We start from the raw sequence: 22,963 nt of genomic DNA on the forward strand, positions 1-22,963 counted from the left end.
TGGCACAAGGCCGGTATACGTAACACGCGTCCTGACGACTGACCTTGCGTCATGTCGACGGTTGCACGATGTTGAATCGGACGGCACTGAACCCTATCGTTGAACGAGACGGTTTCTTTCGTCAGCAGGAGGGCAGTCGCATGAGTGTGAAGATGGGCACTGCAATGGATGGCGCCCCCCAGGGGCGTGCCTCACTCCCCTTCGGGAATATCGAGTGCCTTGCGCTCGCGCCGTTCCTCGTTGCCGCGCCGCGCGCGCTGCCGCTGGCGCGAAAGCACAGTGATGATCTGGCCGGTGGTGGCGTCGGCGGGAATTTCGTTGCGGATCACGTTCGCCACCATCGGCAGCCCCTTGCGCTGGCGGCGCAGCGCCTGCGCGATCGCCTGGCGGCACGCTGGCCCGTGGCAATCCCATTCGTCGCGCAATTTTCCGCAGTACCGGCAGGTGTCCATGTGGTCCAGTTTACCCAAAATCCATCGACGGTTTCAGGGCGCGATCATGGTATGCCGCGCTTGCGCCAGCCCGGCGGTATGATCGGCAGCGGACGGGGTTAGGGACCGCAGTTGGACATTTCATCGCGGGAGCGGCAGATGGCGGCGATCGGCGTAGTCCTCTTCGACATGGAAGGCGTGCTGTCCCACTACGATCGCGACGCGCGCGTGGCGAGCCTCGCGGCCGCCACTGGCGCGCCGCCTGCAACCGTGCGCCATGCGATCTGGGGCTCGGGCCTCGAAGCGCGCGCCGACGCCGGTGAGATCGACCCCGACGCGTATCTGCAAGCGCTCGGCGCCATGCTCGGCTGCGAGGTGGCCCGCGACGTGTGGCTCGCTTCGCGGCGCGCCTCGATCACGCCGAACGAGGCGGCGCTCGCACTGGCGCAGCGCGTGGCCGCGCGATGCCGCATCGCTGTGCTGACCAACAACTGTTCGCTCGTCACGCATCACCTCGATTATCTGAATCCGCCGGTCGCGCAGCTTTTCGGCTCGCAAATCTATTCGTCGGCAACGTTCGGCGCCGTCAAGCCGGCTGCGCAGACCTATCTTGGCTGCGTGGCGCAGATCGGCGCCCAGCCACAGGAAACGCTTTTCATCGACGACAGCGAAGCGAACGTGACGGGCGCGCTCGACGCGGGTCTGCAGGCGTGTCACTTCGTCGAAACCGATTCGCTCGCGCGTGACCTCACGCGGCTCGGGCTGATCGACGTTTGATGGCCAATCTACGGGAGCATGCCATGAAGATACGACGTCACTGGAACCTGGTTGCGACGCTGTGGCTGTGTGCGTTCGCGCCGCTTGCTTCGGCGCAAGTCCTGGGCGCGCCCGCGGCGCCAGGACCTGCGCCTGGCGCGCCGGTCGTGTACGTGACGGATTTCGAACTCGACGCGGCCAACGTCAAACAGGATTCGAACCCTGTGGAGAATGCGCGCGAGCACGTGGGCGGGCTATTGCCACGACCGCTGCTGCGTCACCGCGACCCGCAGCAGCGGGCCGATCAGGACGTGGCAAAAATGGCCAATGCACTGGTGAACGACCTGCGCGCGAAGGGTCTCGACGCGCGCCGCCTGCCCAGTGGCGCGCCGCTGCCCGCGCAGGGCTGGCTCGTGCGGGGCGTATTCCTGAGCGTGGACGAAGGCAACAGCTTGCGGCGCGCGGTGGTGGGCTTCGGCTCGGGCGCAAGCCAGATCGAACTGGCGGTAGCGGTGGACAACCTCGCCACCCAGGCGCCGCAGCCGCTTTATCAGGTGATCGACAGCGAGTCGAGCCACGCGAAGCCGGGCGCCGGCGCGGCCATTGCGCTCAATCCGTATGTGGCGGCGGCCAAATTCGTGCTGGCGCGCGCCGATGACCGCAAGAACGTGGACCGGGCGGCGGCCGAAGTGGCCGACTCGGTCGCCGCACGCGTGAAAGCGGCGCCGCAATGACGCCGCTCGCGCACGACTTGCCTCAGCCGCGCGGCGGAATGTTGAGCCCGCGCTCGACTGCTGGCCGCGCGATGAACGCCGCGAGCACGCGTGCGACGTTTTTAAAATCGGCGTAACCCACGAGGTCGCCCGCCTCGTAGAAGCCAACAAGGTTGCGCACCCAACCAAATGTGGCAATGTCGGCGATGGTGTACTCGTCGCCCATGATCCACTTGCGGCCCTCGAGGCGCTGGTCGAGCACGGCGAGCAGGCGCCGCGATTCGGCGACGTAGCGGTCGCGCGGACGCTTGTCCTCGTATTCCTTGCCCGCGAATTTGTGGAAGAAGCCCACCTGGCCGAACATCGGGCCAATGCCGCCCATCTGGAACATGACCCACTGGATCGTTTCGTAGCGCGCCGCGCCTTCGCGGGCGAGGAAACGGCCGCACTTGTCGGCGAGATAAATGAGGATCGCGCCCGACTCGAAGAGCGCGAGCGGCTCGCCGCCCGGCCCGTTCGGATCGAGGATCGCGGGAATCTTGTTATTGGGGCTCAGCGAGAGGAATTCCGGCGACATCTGGTCGTTCGCGTCGAAGCGCACGAGATGCGGCTCGTAGGGCAGGCCGCTTTCCTCCAGCATGATCGAGACCTTGACGCCATTGGGCGTGGGCAGCGAATAGAGCTGAATGCGCTCGGGATGAAGCGCTGGCCACTTGCGCGTGATGGGAAATGCGGAAAGGTCGTTCATGCGAGGTCCTTGCAGTCCTGAAAGCCCATCGGCGCCGGGGCGCGAGCCGTGTTAGACGCGCCAGGGGCCGATGGAGGGAGTGGAGTCAGGCCGCCAAGTGTAGTGGAAACGGCGCGTGCCGTCTTTTCGCCGCAAGGCGCGGATTACACGCTGCCTTCACGCTCGACCACAAGAATGCGCGCCTCGCCGCGCGGGTGCGCGACATGCTCGCAGCCCACGCCCGCGAAGAACACGTCGCCGGCCTCGAGCACCGCGACGTGCTCCGCGCCGCCTTCGCGGTAATGCATGTCGACCACGCCGTCGAGCACGGCGAACACCTCCTCGCCGTCGTTGACGTGCCATTTGTACGGCTGGTCGGTCCAGTGCAGGCGCACAGTGGTGCCGCTCATGTTGGCGATGTCGAGCGCCCCCCAGGGGCGGCTGGCGGTGAAGGTTTTCGAACGGATGACTTTCATGGCTGGACGGGGATGGGCGCGATCATGCGGCGCCGCGAAGCGGCGCTCAAGGATTCGCAGGCAGGGATTGCGCAAGGCTCAACAGATTGATCGGCGCGACGCGAATCAAGCCGCCGCGCGGGCTGTCGATATCGGCGATGAGCGTGAGCGACAGCGTCACCGTAATGGGCAGCACGAGCAGCAGCACGCGCCGGCCGACCTGGCCGGACGCGCCGTAACCCTGCATCAGGTTGCTGAAGATGGCGATCACGATCATCAGCGCCCAGGCGGCGACGGGAATGCGATTGACCCACGCGGCCTGCGTATAGCCCTGTGAGTTGATGACGTCGTTCATGCCGCCGACCACGAGCGCCATCACCGGATTCGGCTGCGCCTTCGCGGCATCGCGCACGATCGCCCAGAGTTGCGTCTGGAGCTCGCCGGTGTTGCGGTTGACCTGATCGAGTGCGGCAGCGTCGTGCACGACATAGAACTGGATGCGCGCCTGAAGGTAGCGCGCGAGCAGCGCCTTGGTCTGGGCAGCCGCCTCGCCACCAAGCAGCTCGGCGCGCAGGTACTCCGTGCCGATCGCGTTGGCCTCGTCTTCTTCGAGGTTCTTGCGCTGGTCGTAGCGGCTCACGGCCATCGAGAGCGTGAAGCCGATCAGGAGCGCAAGCAGCGTGAGTGTCGCGCCCTGCACGATCTTGTAGTTCTCGCGCGCTTCCTCGGCGAGCGGGAAGCATCGGTGCAGCACTTTTGAGCCGAGCCCGGCGGCGAGCGGCAGGACCAGGATTAGCACGATGAAGAGCAGCGCAGGGCGCTGGAGGATGAGCGGCGTCATGAAGTCTCCGCGAGAGCGTGAGAGGGACGAAGGCGCTGCAATGCAAATCGGCGTCGGCCGCGCGAGGCGGGACGACGCCGATTCTACGACAGATCCGCGCGCCGGCGCGGGCCGCTGTCAGCGCTTCAGCGCGCCGCGCCTTGCGGCCACAGCGTGCGGCCCCAGAACGTCAGCGAGCGGTCCCACGCGAGCTGCGCCCAGACCGGGTCGTACTGGGTGATGGCGATGCGGGTCGGGCCCACGGCGGTCTCGTTCGCGAACGCGTGGTGGGCGAGATAGCGATGGAATTCGACGTCGACGTTGGCGTTCTTGAGCTTCGTTTCGAGCTCCGCCACGGTTTCGATGTTGAACGCCTGGTCCTGGGTCGCGAAGTGGCCGAGGATAGGCGCGGTGATCTTGCTCGCATCGATGTAGTCGAGCGGCGGGAAGCCATACCACACCACGGCGGCCGAAAGCCCCGGGACCATGGTGGCCGCGAGCAGCGTGAGCGCTCCTCCCATGCAGTAGCCCGTCACGCCTACGCGGTCCGTGAGCGTTTTCAGGTAAGTGACCGCGCCGTACACGTCCTGCGAGGCCGCGTCCGCGAAGTCGAGGCCCGTCATCAGATGGTGGGCTTCTTCCTGCTCGACCGTGCTCTTGCCGCGATAGAGGTCCGGCACGAGCGCGAGGTAACCCGCCTGCGCGAGCCGGTCGGCCACGCCGCGGATCTGGTCGTTCAAACCCCACCACTCCTGGATCACGACGATGGCGGGTGCGCCTTCGGCCTTCTCCGGCTTGGCGAGATAACCCTGGAGCGACTGGCCGTCAGGGCGGGTAAAGGAAATCATGGAACCGGCGGACTGTTTCATTTGGGGCAACCTTTGGTGAGTCGGTTGAACGAAAGACGCAAGCATAGCGCTTGCGTACGGGATTGGTGTGTATGCACCCGCGGGCTCATTCGCCGATCAGATGCAGCACGATGTCGCGCGTGTGCGCCGCGCGCCGATGTTCGAACACATAGATGCCCTGCCACGTGCCCAGCACGGGATTGCCGTGCTCGACCGGAATCGAGAGCTGCGTGTGCGTGAGCGCCGTGCGCAAGTGCGCGGGCATGTCGTCGGGGCCTTCGGTGTCGTGCTCGTAACGCGCTGGATCTTCGGGTGCGAGCTGCTCGAAAAAGCGTTCGAGATCGCGGCGCACCGAGGGATCGGCGTTTTCCTGGATCACGAGCGAGGCCGACGTGTGGCGGCAAAAGAGGGTGAGCAAGCCGGTGGCGATGCGCTGTTCGCGCACGAACGCGCGCACTTCATGGCTGATTTCGACCAGCCCGCGCGTACGCGTGTTCACCGGCAGATGATGGATGGCCTGGCGCATGATGGTGTTCTCCTTGCGGGCCTCGGCGCGTGGCTCACGGGCCGCCGCGGCAATGTCAACTCTCAAGCATAGCGCAGGCGCGCCTCGCGCGCAGACCGCGTCCGCGGCCGGCGCGCGATGCTGGTACGATGTCGGCCTTGCCGGGCGCTGCCTCGGCCGACCGCACACGAAGGAGAAAACCGCTTGAACCTCACCCGCTACGCGAAAGCCCGCCACGCCACCAAGGCGTTCGATCCCGCCCGCAAGATTCCCGCCGCTGTCATCGCGGAACTCAAGGAGCTGATCCGCTTCAGCCCCTCGTCGGTGAACTCGCAGCCGTGGCACTTCGTGCTGGCGGAAAGCGACGCTGCGCGCGCGCGTATCGCCCGCGGCATGGAAGGTTTCGCATACAACGAACCGAAGGTCACGCGCGCCTCGCACGTCGTGGTGCTGTGCGTGCGCACCGACATGGACGAAGCCCACCTCGCCGAAGTGCTCGCGCAGGAAGAGGCAGACGGCCGCTTCGCCAATGCCGAAGCGAAGGCCGGTCAGGAGAAGACGCGCTCGTTCTACGTGAACCTGCATCGCGAGCGCAACGACCTCCCCGCGTGGATGGAGAAGCAGGCGTATCTCGCGCTCGGCACGCTGCTGATCGGCGCATCGACGCTCGAGATCGACGCCTGCCCGATGGAAGGCTTCGACGCGAAGGCGCTCGACGAAGAGCTGGGACTGCGCGAGCAGGGCCTCACCGCGCTCGTGGTGATCGGTCTCGGCTACCGCAGCGCCGACGACTTCAACGCGAAGCTGCCGAAGTCGCGTTTGTCTGCGGCTTCGGTATTTACCGATCTGGGTTGATTCGCGAACGATTTCGCCGCGCGCGCAACAGGCGCGGCGATTGACGCGGGAGCCGCATCAGGAGCATTCGTCCATGCAGGGTATCAAGCGCCGCATCGTCTACGTCGCGTTGTTCGAAGGCATCGCGATCCTGATTACCGGCTCCAGCTTTGCCTCGCTCTCGGGCAGCGGCATGAATCGCGCGGGCGCCGCGGCGCTGTTTTCATCGCTGATCGCGGTCGGCTGGAACTTCGTCTTCAACGTGCTGTTCGAGCGCTGGGAAGCGCGCCAGACGAAACGCGGCCGCAGTGTCGCGCGCCGCATTGCGCATGCGGTCGGCTTCGAGGGCGGGCTCATCGTGTTTCTCGTGCCGATGATCGCGCTCACGCTGCAAGTCCCACTGATCGAGGCGTTCGCGATGGATATCGGGCTCTCGGTGTTCTTCCTCGTCTACAACTACGTCTACAACCTGATCTTCGACGCCGTGTTCGGGCTGCCGGCCTCCGCCATGCCTGTGACAGCCGCTTCGGACACGGAACCGCGCACGTAGCGCGAATTCCTTCGCTCACGGATTGCGATCAGGGGCTCTGAACGGCGCCCTGCGCGCGGCTCGCCTCCACGTTCGCTGGGCCACTCGCGCCCGCTGCCGGCGCTGCAGCGCCGGAAGCCGGCGTCGCCGCGCGCGCCGGATGCTGCGCATCGTGCAGCTCGCCGGACCAGCCGCCGCCCAGGTCGCCGATCAGCGAAGCCGTATCGAGCAGCCGCTGCTGCTGCACGTTGAGCGCGCTCTGCTGATTGGTCACCTGGGTGGCGAGCGCCGTGGCGACCGTCGTGTAGTCCACGGTTCCCGCCTCGTATTCGTTTTGCGTGATCTGCGCGCCGTGTATGGCGTCGCGTACGGCGGCGTCGAGCACTTCGGCCTGCTGCGCAAGGATGCGCAGGCCCGAGAGATCGTTTTCCACCCCCTGGAACGCCGTCAGCACCGTGCCGCGATAGTTCGCCACCGCCGCGTCATAGCTCGCGCGCGCCGCCGCCACCTGGCCGCTGCGCTGGCCGCCGTCGAAGATCGTCTGGGTCGCGCTCGCGCCAAGCGACCACACGTAATTGCTTATGTGCAGCAGGCCCGAAAGCGGCGACTGCGTGAAGCCGTCGAGCGCGGTGAGCGAGATCGACGGATAGTACGCGGCCACCGCCACGCCGATCGCCGCGTTGGCCGACGCCATCTGGCGCTCGGCGGTCGCAATGTCGGGCCGGCGCTGCAGCAGCGTGGAGGGCACGCCGGCCGGAATGGCGGGTAGCGCGGGAAGCTGCGTGCTGTGCGGTATATCGACCTCTTCGGGGTTGCGGCCCACTAGCACCGCAATGGCGTGCTCGTATTGCGCGCGCGCCACGCCCAGCGCGATCAGGCTTGCGCGAGCGGATTCGAGCTGCGTGCGCGCGGACACGAGGTCGGACGGCGGGACGGTGCCCGCCTGGTCCTGGTTGGCCACCACGCGCAGGAAGTCCGTGTATGCCTGCACGGTATGCGTGAGCAGGTCGATATCGGCGTCGGTGATACGCAGATTGATTACGGCGTTCGCCAGCGCAATTTGTTCGGACAGCGTAGCGTTGGCCAGCGTGGCCTCGCTCGCCTGCGCCGTGGCCGACTGTTCCTCGATCTGGCGGCGCACCTGGCCCCAGAGGTCGATGTCCCAGCTCGCGTTGGCTTCGAGCGTGCCGCCGTTGACGATGCGCGCGCCGCTCGGCGTGGAGGTGATGCTGCTCACGCTGCTGAGCGTGCCTGTGGAGGAGCGCTCGCGCGCAAGCGAGCCGGTAATGCCGATGGTCGGAAAGAGGCTCGCACGCGCCACGCGCACTTCGGCAAGCGCTTCCTGGTAGTTCGCGTAGCTTTGCCGCACGGTCTGGTTCGATACCACGACGAGCGGCTCCAGCTCATCGAGCAGCGGGTCCTGGAAGGCGGTCCACCAGTCGCCCTTGGGGCCCTGCGCGGCTTCGGGCTCGGCCTGGGTCCAGCCGGGCAGCGCTTTCCAGGTGGCGGGCACGGCAACCTCGGGCCGGTGGTAGTCCGGCCCGACCATGCAGCCCGCGAGCAGCAGCGCGGCGCTGAGAGGCGCGAGCGGCAGTGCGCGCGTGGCCGCGCAACGGGCGGCGGAGGTCAGCATTCGCATGAGCGATGGATTCGATGGGGCAAGGCAAGTCTTCATCATGATGCGCTCTCATCGGCCTGGCGATTCCACGGCAGGCGCGCGGCCCAGCGCGCAAGGCGTGCGCGCAGGCGGTCGAGGAACAGGTAAATCACCGGCGTGGTGTACAGGGTAAAGACCTGGCTCAGGATCAGGCCGCCCATGACCGTCACGCCGAGCGGCTGGCGCAGCGAAGCACCCTGGCCGATGCCGATCGCGAGCGGCGCCGCGCCGAGCACGGCGGCGAAGGTCGTCATCATGATCGGGCGCAGCCGCACCACGGCGGCTTCGTGAATCGCTTTGCGCGCTTCCATGCCTTCGTTGCGCTGCAACTGGATGGCGACGTCGACCATCATGATGCCGTTCTTCTTCACGATGCCAATGAGCAGGATGATGCCGATCATCGCGATCACCGAGAACGGCGTGCCGAAGATCAGCATGGCGAGGATCGCGCCAATACCGGCCGAAGGCAGCGTGGAGAGGATCGTGAGCGGGTGGATGGTGTTTTCGTACAGCACGCCCAGCACGATATACACCACGGCGAGCGCGGCCAGAATGAGCAGCGGCACGACGCCCATGGACTGCGCGTAGGCCTGCGCCGCGCCCGCGAACGCGCCGTGAATGGAGGCGGGCATGCCGATATTGCGCTCGGCCTGCTCGATGATGTTGCTGGCCTCGGAAAGCGAGCCGCCCTGGGGCAGGTTGAACGAGATCGTGCCCGCCACTTCGGTGCCCTGGTGATTGACCTGCGTGGCCGTATGGCGCGTTTTCCAGTCCATGAGCGCCATGAGCGGCACCATGGTTTCGGCGGCCGTGCTGTCCGCGCTGCCGCTCGAGCTGCCGCCCTTGCTGTTGGCAATCGCGTTGTTCTGCTGGTTGGCCACCGCATTGGCGTTGCGCTCGTTGGTGTTGCTGCTCGTCGAGCTGGTCGTGGTCACGGCCGTGAACGGCGTGACGCCCGAGATGACGCTCGACGGCATCTGCGTTTGCGCCGCGCCGCTCGCGTTGCCCGCCGCCGTGCTCAGCCAGATATCCTGGAACGACTGCGGAAACTGCCAGTATTGCGGCGCCACTTCCATCACGACGAAGTACTGGTTGATCGCGTTGTAGATGGTCGAAACGGTGCGCTGGCCGAAGGCGTCGTAGAGCACGTTGTCCACCTGGTTCGGATCGAACCCGTAGCGCTTGGCGGTCGAGCGCTGCACTGTCATGTAGGCCTCCAGACCATTTTGCTGCAGGTCCGAGTTCACATCCGTCATCTGGGCGCGGTGCTTGTTCAGCTCGTCCACGAGACGCGGCACCCAGGTGAAGAGGGCGTCGGCGTCGTCGCTCGTCAGCGTGTACTGATACTCGGCCGCGGACTGCCGCCCGCCGATCTGCAGGTCCTGCTGCGCCTGCATGAAAAGGCGTGCACCGGAAACGGCATTGAGCTTGGGGCGCAGACGGTTCACGACCTCGGTGGCCGTCAGGCGCCGCTCGGCAATCGGCTTCAGTTCGACGAACACGGTGGCCGTATTGAGCGCGCGCCCGCCCGTGAAGCCCGCCACCGACTGCACGGCGGGGTCGGCCTTCACGATGGCCTGCAGCTGCGCGAGCTTCTTCTCCATCGCCGTGAACGAAATGCTCTGGTCCGCGATGATCTGCCCGATCAGAATGCCGGTGTCCTGCTCGGGGAAGAACGTGCCGGAAAGCAGCCGCGCGAGAAACACGTTGCCGACCAGCAGCGCGAACAAGACGAAGATCGTGAGCCGCGCGTGATTGAGCGCCACGTCGAGCGTGCGCGAGTAGAACTGCTTGAAACGCTCGAACTGCGCGTCGATCCACACGGCCGCCCGCGAGGGCTTGTGGTGCAGCGCTTCGCGCTTGAGCACGTAGGCGCACATGGTGGGCGTGACGGTGAGCGAGATCACGAGCGAGATGAGGATCGCGATGGAGAGTGTCATCGCGAACTCGTGAAAGAGCAGGCCCACGATGCCGGGCATCAGCAGAATGGGCAGGAACACGGCGATGAGCGAAAGGCTCATGGAGAGCACCGTGAAGCCCACTTCGCCCGCGCCTTTGAGCGCCGCTTCCTTCGGCTCCATGCCGGCCTCGACGTGGCGCACGATGTTCTCCAGCACCACCACGGCGTCGTCCACCACGAAGCCGGTGCCGATGGTGAGCGCCATGAGCGAGAGGTTATCGATGCTGTAGCCGAGCAGATACATGGGCCCGAACGTACCCACGATGGAAAGCGGCAGCGCCACCGCCGGAATGAGCGTGGCGCGCGGCGAAAGCAGGAACACGAACACCACGCCGATCACGAGCAGCACGGCGATGAAGAGCGTGCGCTCGGTGTCGGCCACGGAGGCGCGCACCGACTCGGAGCGGTCGACCGCCACGTTCACCTTGATCGTGGCGGGCAGCGCGGCTTCGATGGAGGGCAGGCGCGCGCGAATCTGCTGTACCGTCTTCACGACGTTGCTGCCGGGCATCGGGTAGACGATCACGAGCACGGCCGACTTGCCGTTGTAGAGGCCCGCGTTGCGGATGTTTTCGTTGGAGTCGATGACCGAAGCCACGTCGCGCAGGAACACGGGCGCGCCGTTGCGATAGGCGATCACGACGTCGCGAAACGGCGCGGCGTTGCTGATCTGGTCGTTCGAGAGCACCGTGTAGCGCTGGTTGCCCTGGTCGATATGGCCTTTCGCGCTGTTGGCGTTGGCCGCGCCAATGGACGCGCGCACGTCTTCGAGCCCGATGCCGTAGCTGTTGAGCTTGCTGGGCTCCAGCTCCACGCGCACGGAGGGCAGCGCGCCGCCGCCCAGCGTGATCTGGCCCACGCCGTCCACCTGCGAGAGCTGCTGCATGATGACCGAATCGGCGGAGTCGTAGAGCTGCGCCTTGGTGAGCGTGTCCGACGTGAGTGCGAGCACCATGATCGGCGCGCTCGCGGGGTTGTACTGGCGGTAGGTCGGGTTGCTGCGCAAGGTGGTGGGCAGGTCCGCGCGCGCGGCCTGGATGGCGGCCTCCACGTCGCGCGCCGCGCCGTTGATGTCGCGGTTCAGGCCGAACACGACCACGATCAGCGACGAGCCCGTGTTGCTGATCGACGTGAGCTGGCTCACGTCGGCGATGGTGCCGAGGCGCCGCTCCAGCGGCTCGGCTACGGTCGACGCCATGATGTCCGGGCTCGCGCCCGCCATGTTGGCCTGCACGACGATCACCGGATAGGCGATGTTGGGCAGCGGCGCGACCGGCAGCCGGAAAAAGGCGAGCATCCCCGAAATGAGGATCGCGATCGCGAGTAGCGACGTCGCGACCGGCCGCCGGATGAAGAGCGCCGAGAGGTTCACGGCGTGCCCTCGGGCGCGGGTGGCGCGCCGTTGCCGGAGCCGCCTTCTGCGTCACTGTCTGCGTCGGTTTCCGGTTTGCGCTTGCGCCCGAATCGCTCGGCGAGCCGGTCGAAGTACAGATAGATCACGGGCGTCGTAAAGAGCGTGAGCAACTGCGAGAGCGTGAGCCCGCCGATGATCGCAAGGCCCAGCGGACGGCGCAGCTCCGAGCCCGTGCCGCTGCCGAGCAGCATGGGCAGCGCGCCGAGCATGGCCGCGAGCGTGGTCATGAGAATGGGCCGGAAACGCAGCAGCGACGCTTCGAAAATCGCCTCGCGCGCCGGCTTGCCGTGCACGCGCTCCGCTTCGAGCGCGAAGTCCACCATCATGATGGCGTTTTTCTTGACGATGCCGATCAGGAGCACGATGCCGATAATGCCAATCACGTCCAGGTCCTTGCCCGCGATCATCAGCGCGAGCAGCGCGCCGATGCCGGCCGAGGGCAGCGTGGAGAGGATCGTGACCGGGTGCACATAGCTCTCGTAGAGCACGCCCAGCACGATATAGACAGCCACGAGCGCCGCGATCAGCAGATACACCTCGCTGGAAAGCGAATCCTCGAACGCCTGCGCCGCGCCCTGGAACGACGACGTGATCGAGGGCGGCAGATTCACGGCGGCCTCGGCCTTGCGCACGTCGCGCACGGCGGCGGAGAGCGAGGCGCCATCGGCGAGATTGAACGAGATCGTGACCGACGGGAACTGCGCGAGGTGGCTGATCATGAGCGGCGAGCGCGTGATGCTGATCTTCGCAATGCCCTTGAGCGGCACCTGACCCTCGCTGCTCGTCTGGCTCGGCAGATACAGGTCGCCAAGTGATTCGACCGTGGGCAGCGACTCGGGCTTCGCGACCAGAATCACGCGGTATTGGTCCGACTGCTGGAAGATGGTCGAAACGATGCGCTGGCCCAGTGCGTCGTAAAGCGCATTGTCGATGGTCGCCGCCGTGATGCCGTAGCGCGCCGCGAGCTGGCGGTTCACTTCGACGTTCACGGAAAGGCCGTCCGTGTTGAGGTCGCTCGTGACGTCGCGAATCGACGTGATCTGTTTCATGCGCGCGATGAGCGCGGGCACGTACTGGTCGAACGCCTCCTGGTTCGGCCCGCGCAGCACGAAGTTGTACTGGTTGCGCGACACCGTCGTGTCGAGCGTGAGGTCCTGCTCGGGCTGCACGTAAAGGCGCACACCTGGCACGTTCGCGACCGACTGCTGGATGCGCCGCCCGATCTCGTCGGCAGTTTCGGAGCGGTCGTCGTGCGGCTTCAGGTTGATAAGGAAGCGCCCGTTGTTGAGCGTGTTGTTGATGCCGTCGATGCCCACGTACGAGGTGAGCGAAACCACATCGGGGTCCTTGAGAATTTCCTCGGCGAGCGCGGACTGGCGCTGCACCATCGCCTGGTAGGAGATGGAGTTGTCGGCCACGCTGATGCCCTGCAGCACGCCCACGTCCTGCACCGGAAAAAGGCCCTTGGGGATGACCACATAGAGCAGGCCGGTGAGCGCGACGGTCACCGCGAAAACAACGAGCGTGAGCACCTGGTGGTCGAGCACCCAGCGCAGGCCGCGTTCGTAGGCGTTCAGCGTCTTGTTGAAGAGCCCTTCGCTGATGCGCTCGAAGCGGCTAGGGTGCCGCTCGGCCTGGGCGCGCAAAATACGCGCGCACATCATCGGCACGACGGTGAGCGAGACCACGGCCGACAGCACGATGGTCACCGCGAGCGTCACGGCGAACTCGCTGAAGAGGCGCCCGATCACGCCGCCCATGAAGAGCAGCGGAATCAGCACGGCAATGAGCGAAATGGTCAGCGAAAGAATCGTGAAGCCAATCTGGCCTGCGCCTTTTAACGCTGCCTGCAGCGGTTTGTCGCCTTCTTCCAGGTAGCGCACGATGTTCTCGATCATCACGATCGAGTCGTCCACCACAAAGCCCGTGGCGATGATGAGCGCCATGAGCGAGAGGTTGTCGATCGAGTAGCCTAGCTCGTACATGAGCGCGAGCGTGCCGATCAGCGAGACCGGCACCGAGATGCTCGGAATGATGGTGGCGGGCAGGTTGCGCAGGAACACGAAGATCACGGCCACCACGAGCGCCACGGCGAGCACGAGTTCGAAGGCCGCGTCGCTTACCGAAGCGCGGATCACGCCCACGCTGTTCGACACCACCGTGACCTGCATGCCCGCGGGCAGCGACGCTTCGAGCTGCGGCAACTGCCGCATGATCTGGTTGACGGTCGCGATCACGTTCGCGCCCGGCTGACGCTGCACGTTCAGCACGATGGCGGGTGCCTTGTTGTACCAGGCGCCGCGCTCCACGTCCTGCGCCGCCGTGGACACGCGCGCCACGTCGCGCATGAACACGGGCGAGCCGTTCTGATAGGCGACGACCGTGTCTTCGTAGTCCTTCGGGTCCGAGATCTGGTCGTTCGAATTGATCGTGTAGTTGAGCTCGGGGCCGTCGAAGTTGCCCTTCGGGTTGCTCACGTTGACGTTGGCGAGCAGCGTGCGCAGGTCGTCGAGATTCAGGCCGTAGGCGGCGAGCTTTTGGGGGTCGGCCTCCACGCGCACGGCGGGCACGTTGCCGCCCGCGGTGGTGACGAGGCCCACGCCCGGCACTTCGGAAATTTTTGTGGCAAGACGGTTGTTGGCCGCGTCCTGCAACTGCGTGAGCGACATCGACTTCGACGTGATCGCGAGCGTGAGGATGGGCTGGTCGGCCGGGTTGACCTTGGCGTAGGTCGGCGGCGCGGGCAGACCGCTCGGCAGGAAGCTGTTCGCCGCATTGATGGCCTGCTGCACGTTCTGCTCGGCAACGTCCAGGCTCAGCGAGAGGTCGAATTGCAGCGTGATGACCGAGGCCCCCTCGGAGCTGTACGAGATCATTTGCTGCAGGCCGGGGATCTCACCGAGCTGCACTTCGAGCGGCGCCGTGACGGTGGTCGCCATCACGTTCGGGCTCGCGCCCGGATAGAACGTCTGCACCTGGATGGTGGGGTAGTCCACCGCGGGCAGCGAGGAAACCGGCAGGAACTTCATCGCGACGAGGCCGATCAGCACCATCGCGATCATCAGGAGCGAAGTCGCGACCGGCCGCAGGATGAAGAGACGCGAAATATTCATCGGCGCTGGGTCCGGGGCTTAACCAGCTTGCGAGGCGGCGGCGCTCGCGTCGGAGGCGTTCGGCGCCGTGGCGCCGGGGGCGCTCGACGCTACGGGTGCGCTGCCGTGATGCGGCGCGCTCGCGCCGCTCGCCGCACCTGCGGCGCCGGCGTGCGTGGCGGGCCTCGGTCCTGCCGGCTGGATCTTCGCGCCGTCGTTGAGGCGGTCGAGGCCGTCGGTCACGACGTGCTGACCCTGCTGCAGGCCCGCGGAGATCACGGTATAGCGGCCGTCGCTCGGCCCGAGCGTGACCTTGTGGACCGACACGGTGTTGTCGGCGTTCACGAGGTACACATAGTCGCCGGGCGCGCCGGTCTGCACGGCGGGCGTGGGCACGAGCACGGCGTTCTGCAGCGTGTCGACAAGCAGCCTCACGTTGACGAACTCGTTCGGAAAGAGCGCCTCGTCGTCGTTGGGCACGCTTGCGCGCAGCGTGACCGTGCCGGTGGCCGTGGCCATCTGGTTGCTGAGCGCGAAGAGCGTGCCGGTGGCGATTTTCCGCGTGTTGTCGCTGCTGTACACGCTGATCGGCAGCTTCGCGCCGGCGTTGACGCGCTCGAGCACGCTGCCAAGCGAGGTTTGCGGAATCGCGAACTGGACGGTGGTGGGCTTCATCGTCGTGATGACGGCAATGCCCGTGGAACTGGACGAGGTCACGTAGTTGCCCGGATCGACGAGCCGCAGGCCCACGCGCCCCGACACCGGCGCGGTGATGCGGCAATAGATCAGATCGAGTTCGAACAGTCTGACGTTCGCCTGATCGGCCTTGACCGCGGCCTCGTACTGCATGACGAGGAACCGCTGGTCGCTGTACGTCTGTTCAGCGATCGAGCGTTTCTCGTTCAACTGCGTGTAGCGCACGAGGTCGGCGCGCGCCTGGGCGAGCAGGGCCTGGTCCTTGGCGAGCTGCGCGATGGCTTGTTCCTTGCTGATCTCGTACTGGCGCGGGTCGATCTGCGCGAGGAACTGCCCCTTCACGACATCCTGGCCTTCCTTGTAGCCCACCTCGGTGAGGTAGCCGCTGATTTGCGGCAGAACCGTGACCGTGGCGACAGGCGTGACGGTGCCGAGCGCGTTGAGCGTCACGGGCATGGGCCCGAGCGTGGCGGCGGCCACGGTCACGACCTGCGGCGCGGCACCGTGCTCCGTCTTCTTGTTGCGCATGATGTGCACGACCACGAGCATGATCAGCAAGATCACGACAATCGCGAGAATGAGCGGGCCGAGCCGGCGGCGCTTCGGCGCCTGCGGCGGGGGGGCGGGCGGCGGGGGTGGCTGGGGCGCGGGGTGCGTCTGCGGGACGTCGCTCATGCCTGCCTCCATGAGGTCGGACCACCGCGCGAGGCGGTGTGGAGAAGCCGTATCGGCGCGTTCAACGGCTTGTCTGCCGCGAATTGCTGCCGGTGACTGTCGAGTTGCTGCATACGCATTCTCATGATTGTTATGCCGTCGAAGCCAGGCCCTGCCATGCAGCGAAGGCCAAGACTCGCAGTCTAACCAACTCGTGCGCCAATTTCGAAACGTTAGTTATTTGTAAGGTTTTCAGGCGGTTACAGCACGCGCGTCGGGTGATCGGGGAGCACCGGTCGCGGTGTGCAATGCAACGCAGAAATGCTTGTTTGCGTGTGCGCCCATGACTGTCTAGATTGGAAGGGGTCAACGCCTTGCAAGGAGTCCGCAATGTCGAAGTTGTCGATGCCGGCGTGGTTTGCGCGGCGCGGCCGTGCGAACAGCCCGCCTGCGCCAAACGGCGGCGAGCCTGAACCGCGCGATGCCTCGCGCGAAACCGAGCACCTCGAACGCATCGCCACGTATGCACGGGCCGGTTACTTCAATATGGGCTATACGCCCGACATGTTTCCGCTAGTGGGCGATCTGCCGCCGCATTGATCTGCGGTATGCGCCCGCGTGCGCGTCAGTCACTGCGCCGCGCTTTCCTCTGCGAAGCCCGCCGTGCCGCCCAGTGTGCCGGTGGGCCGGAACTCGCTGGGCGGCACACCCAGTTCGCGGCGGAACATGTCGCTGAAGCTGCTGGGCAGATAGCCCAGCATGCGCGCCACGGCGCTCACAGGCTCGCCTTCCGCGAGGCGCGATACCGCGAGTGCGAGCTGCACCTGGCGGCGCCACTCCGCAAACCCCATGCCTAGCTCGCGCGTGAAGAGCCGCGAGAGCGTGCGCACGCTTGCGCCCACCCACGCCGCATGTTGCTCGAAGCCGATATCGGCCGACGGGTTGTCGATTACTGCGCGGCACAGGGTGGCGAGGCGGCGGTCGGATGCGTCGGGCAGCGGAATGCGCAGCGTGGAGCGCGGCGCGTGGGCAAGCTCGATCGACGCGAGGCGATAGGCCGCGTCGAGCCAGGCGTCGTCTTCGCGCGCGCGTTCCGCGAGGCTCGTGATGAGTTCGCGCAGCAGGCCGTTGACCTCGAACACTTCGCAGCGCTCGCTCAGGTGCCGGCTGTCGCACTCGTGCAGATAGAGATTGCGCATCTCGACGGCGCTCAGCATATGAATGGCGTGCTGCGTGCCAGGCGGCAGCCACACGGCGCGCTGCGGCGGCACGACGAGCGCTTCGCGCTCCACCTCGACCCACATCACGCCGGAGACGGCGTAGAGCACCTGCGCCCAGGTATGCGTGTGCGGCTCGATCTGCAGCCCGCGCGGGTAGTGGCGCGCGAGCGAACGGCCGCGCCCGGGCTCGTCGTCGAGTTCGGGCGGCGCGGCTTGGGGCATGGGAGTCTCCGGGTGACAGGGGAGGCGTGCTTGCCTCGTATGGCGGTCGTCACGCTAGCATGGCTCGACGTGGCGTGGAAGCAGGGCCGTGGCGCGGGCGTGATCCTCGCTTGGTCGTCATTGTCACGCTTTTGCGCACTGCGACACGCACCGGTAATATGAGACGAATTTCCGGACCGCGCGCCAGCGCCCTGTATTGCCTGCCCATGAACGCATCCGATCCCGCACTGCAAGAAGAAGACCCGCTCGGCTTCTACACCCGCGGCGCCGGCCGCGCGCGCGAATGGTGGCGCGTTTCGCCTTCCGCACGTGCGCATATGTACCGCATCGAGCACGGCCAGGGCGAGGACGACAAGGTCGATATCGACACCGAAATCGACCTCGACAATCTCGAAGCGAAGCTGCTCAAGTGGCGTCGCGAGGGCTTCGTTTCCGATGCGCAGCGCGCCGATGAAGCGCGAGCCGCACAAGCGGGCAGCACGTTTTCGGCAGCCTTGCGGCAAGCCGTCGAAGCGGCGCGTGAGTCGAGAGCCGCTCAAACCCGTGCACAAGTTGAAGCGCCCACCGTACGCATCGGCACCGTTGATCTGCCGCGCGGCGAGCCGAACGCATTGGTGCCGCGCGTGAACGCGGCTTATCTTTTCACCGAACGCGGCGACGACATCGTTCAGGACATCGTAGAAAATCGCCGTGTCATGCTGATCGGCCATACGGGATCGGGCAAGACGAGCTTCATCGAGCAGGTGGCCGCACGTGCGAATTATGGCGTGCTGCGCGCGAACATGAACGGCCAGACCACGATTGGCGACTTCGTGGGCTTCTGGAGCGTGAAGGGCGGCGAGACGATCTGGGTGGACGGCGTGCTGCCCGTAGCGATGCGCGAGGGCTACTGGCTCATCATCGACGAACTCGACTTTGCCGAGCCGTCCATTCTTGCGGTGCTCACCGCCGTGCTGGAACCGAACGGCCGCCTGCTGCTCAAGGAGCGCGGCAACGAGATTGTCGAGCCGCATCCGTCGTTTCGCCTCTTCGCCACCGCGAACGCCGCAGGCGCGATGAGCGCGTACCGCCATCTGTACCAGGGTGCGAACCTGCTCAACGAGGCGTTTCTCGACCGCTGGCGCGTGTACCTGTTCGACTATCTCTCGCTTGAAGAGGAAACCGAAGTATTGCTGCGCACGCTGCCGGTGCTCACGCGGCCGCTCGCGCAGACACTCGCTGCCGTCGCCGCCGACTGCCGCGCGGCGTTCGCCCGCGAGGACCTCGCGAGCGCGTTTTCCACGCGGCGCCTGATCGACTGGGCCGAACTCATGCTGCGCACGGGCGACGTCGAGCGCGCGGCGGGGCCGGCAATCTACGCGAAGGTGAGCGCCGACGATGCAGCGCTCATACGCAGCATCATTCGTCATCACGTGATCTTCGACGCGTGAGTGCGGAGGCGTTTGTGTCCAGCTTGCGGGACGAAACGGAAGGCTTGACGGCGGGCGCCGATCCCGAGGGCGCGCTCGGGCGTCTTGCGCGCGTGCTGACCGGCGACACGCGCGTGAGCGTGACGTTCGGCGCGGGCGAGCCGCGCGTGGAAGGCGAACGCTTCGTGCTGCCCGCGCGCCTCGTGAGCGAAGGCGCGAATGAAGCCGCAAATGAAGCGGCACTGCTCGGCGCGCTCGACTTGCTGGCGGCGCGCCATCGCTACAGCCAGGCGGCGCGTCTCGACACGCCGCAAGCCGGCGTGACGGGGCGTATTGCGCAGGCGATCGAGGACCGTCGCGTGCTCGCGCAGCTCGCGCGAACGTTCCCTGGCGCGCGACGCTACGCGCAAAGCTGGCGCGCGCAGCGCAGCGACGACATCGCGCGGCGCTGGCCAAAACTGGCATGGCGCGAGCGCCTGGCTTGGGCGATCGAGCGCACGCTGTGGGGAGAAGCGCCGGGCGTGCTGGAGCGCGACGCCGCAGCGCTCGCCGCCGCGCTGCGCGCGATCGACGCTCCGCTCGACGCGGCCCGCGCGAGCCAGTCGACGCAGGCGAGCCTGCGTGCAGCCGCGGCGATCGTGGCGGGTGTGCGTTCGCTCGCATCGCGCGGCGTGAACAACATGATGCAGACGGCGGGGCCGGCCGAAGGCCTCGACGATGAAGCGGCCGGGCTCGCGCAGGCGATGGATGAATTCGGTGCGCCAGACGAAGTCGAACCGCCGGGCGGCGCGGCGCAGCCAGAGGACGCCCGCGAGCGTGACGGCGGCGCTTCGGCGCGCGCGAGCGCGGAGTCCGATTCCGCTGCCGGTGCATCGCTTTCCGAGGCGGACGCGCCGCACGCCGCCGCCGGCAATCGCGGCCCCGCGCACATGCGCCCACGCCTGTCGATCCCGCTGACCACCGAATTCGACGTCGTCACCGACCTCACGGGCCGCGGCGACTCCACCGCCTGGCGCAAGCTGCGCGCCTTGGCGCGCGCGGAAACCGGCGCGCTCAAGGCCCAGCTCGAGCGCGTGCTCAAGGCCGACGAACTCACGCACTGGAAGCGCGAGCAGGAGCGCGGCGAGATCGACCGCGCCGCGCTCGCGCGTCTCGCTGCCTCGCGCGGCTACCGCACGCCGTTTCGCGTGGCGCGCCACGCAAGCGGCCGCGACACGGTGGTCACGCTGCTGCTCGACCTGAGCGGCTCGATGGCGGGCGGCAAGATCGAACTGGCGCGCCTGTGCGCGGCGGCACTCGCCGATGCGCTCACGCAACTCGCTTTCGATTCGGAAGTGCTCGGCTACAGCTCGATCGAAGCGCCGGCAATGCGCGCGCGCTATGAGCGTGAACGCGCGGCCGGCGCCAATCTGCGGGTCTATAACCGCTTCGTCGAGCGGCTGGATCTGCGTGTGTTCAAGCGCTTCGATTCACGCGACTTGAGCGGGCTCGCGGCCATCGAGTGCGGCCACGAGAACCCCGACGGCGAAGCGCTCGCCTGGGCGGCGGCGCGGCTCGCGCAGCGCAGGGCGCGCAGGCGGCTGCTTTTCGTGCTCTCGGACGGCTATCCTTCAACGAGTGACGGCGACCCGGCGGTGTTGCGCACCGACCTGCTCGCGCGCGTGCAGGCGGTGACGGAGCAGGGCATCGAGCTGGTCGGCATCGGCATACTGGACGACGCCGTTGAGGCGTTTTATCCGAACGCCGTGGTCGTGCGCAAGCTGCACGAACTGCCGGCCACCGCGTTCGCGACGCTAAGCCGCCTGCTGGCGGGGCGGCCGCACTGAAACCGTGCAGGCGCGGGCGGCGGCGCTTTCCTTGCCGGACCGGGCGCATTGCGCTAATTTGAACAGGCAGGCGTTGCGCCTGCCTGCCCACCCATCCACTGACGAACACTGACAGGTCATGCCAGGCCGCGATTACCGACCCGTGGATTACGACCGCCTCTACTACCGGCTCGATCTGGAGCCTGGGGCGAGCGAGGCGGACATCAAGCATCACTATCGCCATCTCGCGCAGATCCTGCATCCCGACAAATGGCGGCACCCCACGGCCGCTTCGATGCGCTGGGCCGACGACCAGTTCAAGCGCGTCAAGGAGGCGCGCGAGTTGCTTGAGGCCTACTGGTCCGTGCATCACGCGCCGCCGGTGAGCCGCGCCGCGCTGAGCGTCGCGCAGGCTGAAGAGTTGCACGCGCAGATGCAGGCACTGCTGGCACAGCGCGAACGCGTGCGTGCCGAGCTGGACGGGCTGCGCGCCGAGCGCACGCGAACCCTCGACGAGATCCAGCGCATGCGCACCGAACGCGACTCGCTGCACGGCGAACTCACGGCAATGCGCGACGAAGCGGATGCTGGGCAGCCAGGCGAGCCTCAGGGTGCAGCCGAGCCTCAAGCCGTTGACGTGCAGGCGCGTTCAGGTGTGCGCGATTTCCTGTTTGCGAAACTCGACGACCCTTCGCGAGGCTGGCTGCTGACGCTCGCCGCGAGCGTGTTCGCGTGCATTGTGATCTTCGTGATCGCGCATTGGATCGTGGGCTTGCTGCTCGCGCCCATCGCGCGCTTCGAGCTTGGCCGCTGGCTTGCCCATGTTCTGCGTTGGGCGCTCGTGGCGGGCGGCGTGGTGCTCACGTTCGGCTGGGGCTGGTCGCAGCGCACGCTGTACCGCGCGGGGCGTGCCGGGTGCGAGCACCCCGTGGCGCTGCCCGGCGACGAAACGCGCCGCCGCGTGAGCGCGGCGTTGCGTCACGAGGCGCACTACGGCGCCGAGTGGAGCATCGAATCGTACGACGCCGCGCCCGACGATACGCAATTCGCGCTGCGTGCGGTCATGCGTTTCTCGCCTGGCTCGCAAACCGGCACGCGCCGCCAGGTGGTGGCGTTCTGGTGCCGGGCGCACACGACTGGCGCCGCGCAAACGGCGCTCGCGTATGACTTCTCCGTGGCGGCTCCCACGTGGTGGCTCGTGCCGGCCGCACGTGTGGTGCGCGATCTGCGCAAGCGGCTCGACGCCGATCTCGGCGCGCCGCGCTGAAGCGGCGCGCGCCGGCCGCTTTCAATCGACGACGAAAAGCTTCGCGCCCGTGCGCGTGTACGACTGGTGCGCCTCGGCGTTGTCCCCCACCTGATAGCTCATGCCAGGCGTGAGGACGAACTTGCGCCCGTCGTCGAGCGTCGTTTCGAGTTCGCCTTCGAGGCAGAACAGAATGTGCCCCTTCTTGCACCAGTGATCCGCGAGGTAGCCGGGCGAGTATTCGACCATGCGCACGCGGATCGGGTTGGCTTCGTCGCCGAAAGAGCGCGTGCGCCAGCTGGCCATGCCCGTTTCCCCTTTGTGTTGCGTGGGCTCGACGCTGGACCAGTCGGTGGTGCCAAAGCGAAATGCGTCCATTTTCACGTGGTTTTCTCCTTGCGCGTGTCGTCTGATTGTAGCGGAGCAGGCTCACGTTTCGTCGTCGTCCGCCGCGCGCTCCCGTTCGTCCACGCGCTTCATGTTGTCGAGCAGCTTAAGCAGGTAGTGCAGCGTGTGCGTCATGTCGTCGGACGAAAAATTGTCCAGCACGGCTTCGTAGTACGCCTCGATTTTCGGCGTGGCCTGCGCAACCCATAGCTTGCGTCCCGGCCCGGTCATGCAGACGAGCCGCGAGCGGCGATCGCGCGCATCCGCCTGGGTCGTCACATGACCGTCGCGTTCCATCCGGCTGATCAGGCCCGAGAGATTCTGGCGGCTCACCATCAAGTATCGCGCGAGGTCGCCCACGCTCATGCCGGGTTGAGCCTCCTTGCGCGAAAGCGCGCCGAGCACAGCCCATTGCTGCGTGGTCAAGCCCTCGGCCTCCACGGCGCGCGTACCGGTTTTGTGCAACATGTTTGCGCATTGATAGAGCCGGAAGAACAGCCGGTTGGCAAGATCGAAGCGGCTCGAATTCTGAATTTTTGATGTTTTTGGCAAGGGTTTCTCCTGGTGTTTCCGCGCTTGTCTT

The 22,963-nt window shown here is 66.6% G+C and carries 21 protein-coding genes; 8 read left to right on the forward strand and 13 right to left on the reverse strand.

Translation table 11 applies throughout. The features are described 5' to 3' along the window. Nucleotides 1-191: 191 nt before the first annotated feature. Nucleotides 192-452 (reverse strand): hypothetical protein, encoded by a 261-nt coding sequence (locus U5A57_RS31005; RefSeq protein WP_158762800.1) that lies wholly within the window; start codon nt 450-452, stop codon nt 192-194. A 138-nt stretch (nt 453-590) separates the two neighbouring features. Here U5A57_RS31005 and U5A57_RS31010 point away from each other — a divergent pair, with 138 nt between their 5' ends. Further along, nucleotides 591-1,208, forward strand: coding sequence for an HAD family phosphatase (locus U5A57_RS31010; RefSeq protein ID WP_321915501.1), 618 nt, complete (start codon nt 591-593; stop codon nt 1,206-1,208). Between the two features lie 23 nt (nt 1,209-1,231). Further along, nucleotides 1,232-1,921 (forward strand): DUF4410 domain-containing protein, encoded by a 690-nt coding sequence (locus tag U5A57_RS31015; RefSeq protein WP_321915502.1) that lies wholly within the window; start codon nt 1,232-1,234, stop codon nt 1,919-1,921. A gap of 22 nt (nt 1,922-1,943) precedes the next feature. On the opposite strand, the gene U5A57_RS31020 is transcribed toward U5A57_RS31015, so the two are convergent. The 5 genes from U5A57_RS31020 to U5A57_RS31040 form a co-directional block, all read right to left on the reverse strand. Further along, entirely contained in the window at nt 1,944-2,648 is a 705-nt protein-coding gene (locus U5A57_RS31020; RefSeq protein ID WP_321915503.1) for a glutathione S-transferase N-terminal domain-containing protein, read from the reverse strand. 143 nt (nt 2,649-2,791) lie between these two features. Further along, entirely contained in the window at nt 2,792-3,103 is a 312-nt protein-coding gene (locus U5A57_RS31025) for a cupin (RefSeq protein WP_158762796.1), read from the reverse strand. A gap of 46 nt (nt 3,104-3,149) precedes the next feature. After that, a complete protein-coding gene (locus U5A57_RS31030; protein ID WP_321915504.1) occupies nt 3,150-3,923 on the reverse strand; it encodes a hypothetical protein in 774 nt (257 codons plus the stop codon). A gap of 125 nt (nt 3,924-4,048) precedes the next feature. Further along, nucleotides 4,049-4,771 carry a dienelactone hydrolase family protein gene (locus U5A57_RS31035; protein ID WP_321915505.1) on the reverse strand — a complete coding sequence of 241 codons (723 nt, stop codon included), beginning with the start codon at nt 4,769-4,771 and terminating at the stop codon, nt 4,049-4,051. Nucleotides 4,772-4,856: 85 nt separating this feature from the next. After that, nucleotides 4,857-5,276: a secondary thiamine-phosphate synthase enzyme YjbQ gene (locus U5A57_RS31040; RefSeq protein ID WP_321915506.1), complete on the reverse strand. Its 420-nt coding sequence runs from the start codon at nt 5,274-5,276 to the stop codon at nt 4,857-4,859. Nucleotides 5,277-5,459: 183 nt separating this feature from the next. Between U5A57_RS31040 and nfsB the strand changes: the two genes are divergently transcribed. After that, nucleotides 5,460-6,110: an oxygen-insensitive NAD(P)H nitroreductase gene (gene nfsB / locus U5A57_RS31045; protein WP_321915507.1), complete on the forward strand. Its 651-nt coding sequence runs from the start codon at nt 5,460-5,462 to the stop codon at nt 6,108-6,110. Between the two features lie 73 nt (nt 6,111-6,183). Next, entirely contained in the window at nt 6,184-6,639 is a 456-nt protein-coding gene (locus tag U5A57_RS31050; protein WP_321915508.1) for a PACE efflux transporter, read from the forward strand. 28 nt (nt 6,640-6,667) lie between these two features. On the opposite strand, the gene U5A57_RS31055 is transcribed toward U5A57_RS31050, so the two are convergent. The 4 genes from U5A57_RS31055 to U5A57_RS31070 are packed head-to-tail and all read right to left on the reverse strand — an operon-like array spanning nt 6,668 to nt 16,112. Beyond that, entirely contained in the window at nt 6,668-8,257 is a 1,590-nt protein-coding gene (locus tag U5A57_RS31055; RefSeq protein WP_415774681.1) for an efflux transporter outer membrane subunit, read from the reverse strand. Between the two features lie 35 nt (nt 8,258-8,292). After that, nucleotides 8,293-11,607: an efflux RND transporter permease subunit gene (locus tag U5A57_RS31060; RefSeq protein WP_321915509.1), complete on the reverse strand. Its 3,315-nt coding sequence runs from the start codon at nt 11,605-11,607 to the stop codon at nt 8,293-8,295. Then, the gene (locus U5A57_RS31065; protein ID WP_321915510.1) at nt 11,604-14,762 is read right to left on the reverse strand and encodes an efflux RND transporter permease subunit; all 3,159 of its coding nucleotides are present in this window, start codon (nt 14,760-14,762) and stop codon (nt 11,604-11,606) included. Before U5A57_RS31065 ends, U5A57_RS31060 begins: the two co-directional genes overlap by 4 nt. 18 nt (nt 14,763-14,780) lie before the next feature. Beyond that, nucleotides 14,781-16,112, reverse strand: coding sequence for an efflux RND transporter periplasmic adaptor subunit (locus U5A57_RS31070; protein WP_321915511.1), 1,332 nt, complete (start codon nt 16,110-16,112; stop codon nt 14,781-14,783). Nucleotides 16,113-16,481: 369 nt separating this feature from the next. Between U5A57_RS31070 and U5A57_RS31075 the strand changes: the two genes are divergently transcribed. Next, the gene (locus U5A57_RS31075; RefSeq protein ID WP_321915512.1) at nt 16,482-16,691 is read left to right on the forward strand and encodes a hypothetical protein; all 210 of its coding nucleotides are present in this window, start codon (nt 16,482-16,484) and stop codon (nt 16,689-16,691) included. A gap of 29 nt (nt 16,692-16,720) precedes the next feature. On the opposite strand, the gene U5A57_RS31080 is transcribed toward U5A57_RS31075, so the two are convergent. Continuing rightward, the gene (locus U5A57_RS31080) at nt 16,721-17,533 is read right to left on the reverse strand and encodes a helix-turn-helix transcriptional regulator (RefSeq protein ID WP_321915513.1); all 813 of its coding nucleotides are present in this window, start codon (nt 17,531-17,533) and stop codon (nt 16,721-16,723) included. Nucleotides 17,534-17,739: 206 nt separating this feature from the next. Here U5A57_RS31080 and U5A57_RS31085 point away from each other — a divergent pair, with 206 nt between their 5' ends. The 3 genes from U5A57_RS31085 (at nt 17,740) to U5A57_RS31095 (ending at nt 22,014) form a co-directional block, all read left to right on the forward strand. Then, nucleotides 17,740-18,963, forward strand: coding sequence for an AAA family ATPase (locus tag U5A57_RS31085; RefSeq protein WP_321915514.1), 1,224 nt, complete (start codon nt 17,740-17,742; stop codon nt 18,961-18,963). A 14-nt stretch (nt 18,964-18,977) separates the two neighbouring features. Next, entirely contained in the window at nt 18,978-20,768 is a 1,791-nt protein-coding gene (locus tag U5A57_RS31090) for a cobaltochelatase CobT-related protein (RefSeq protein WP_321915515.1), read from the forward strand. Nucleotides 20,769-20,886: 118 nt separating this feature from the next. Beyond that, nucleotides 20,887-22,014 carry a J domain-containing protein gene (locus tag U5A57_RS31095; RefSeq protein ID WP_321915516.1) on the forward strand — a complete coding sequence of 376 codons (1,128 nt, stop codon included), beginning with the start codon at nt 20,887-20,889 and terminating at the stop codon, nt 22,012-22,014. 21 nt (nt 22,015-22,035) lie between these two features. Here the strand turns inward: U5A57_RS31095 and U5A57_RS31100 are convergent, their stop codons facing one another. Together U5A57_RS31100 and U5A57_RS31105 are read right to left on the reverse strand one after the other, a co-directional pair. After that, nucleotides 22,036-22,377 (reverse strand): DHCW motif cupin fold protein, encoded by a 342-nt coding sequence (locus U5A57_RS31100; protein WP_321915517.1) that lies wholly within the window; start codon nt 22,375-22,377, stop codon nt 22,036-22,038. A 45-nt stretch (nt 22,378-22,422) separates the two neighbouring features. After that, a complete protein-coding gene (locus U5A57_RS31105) occupies nt 22,423-22,848 on the reverse strand; it encodes a MarR family transcriptional regulator (protein WP_321915605.1) in 426 nt (141 codons plus the stop codon). Nucleotides 22,849-22,963: the final 115 nt, after the last annotated feature.

Source organism: Paraburkholderia sp. J11-2 (assembly GCF_905220185.1).
In the GTDB taxonomy this organism is placed as follows: Bacteria; Pseudomonadota; Gammaproteobacteria; order Burkholderiales; family Burkholderiaceae; genus Paraburkholderia.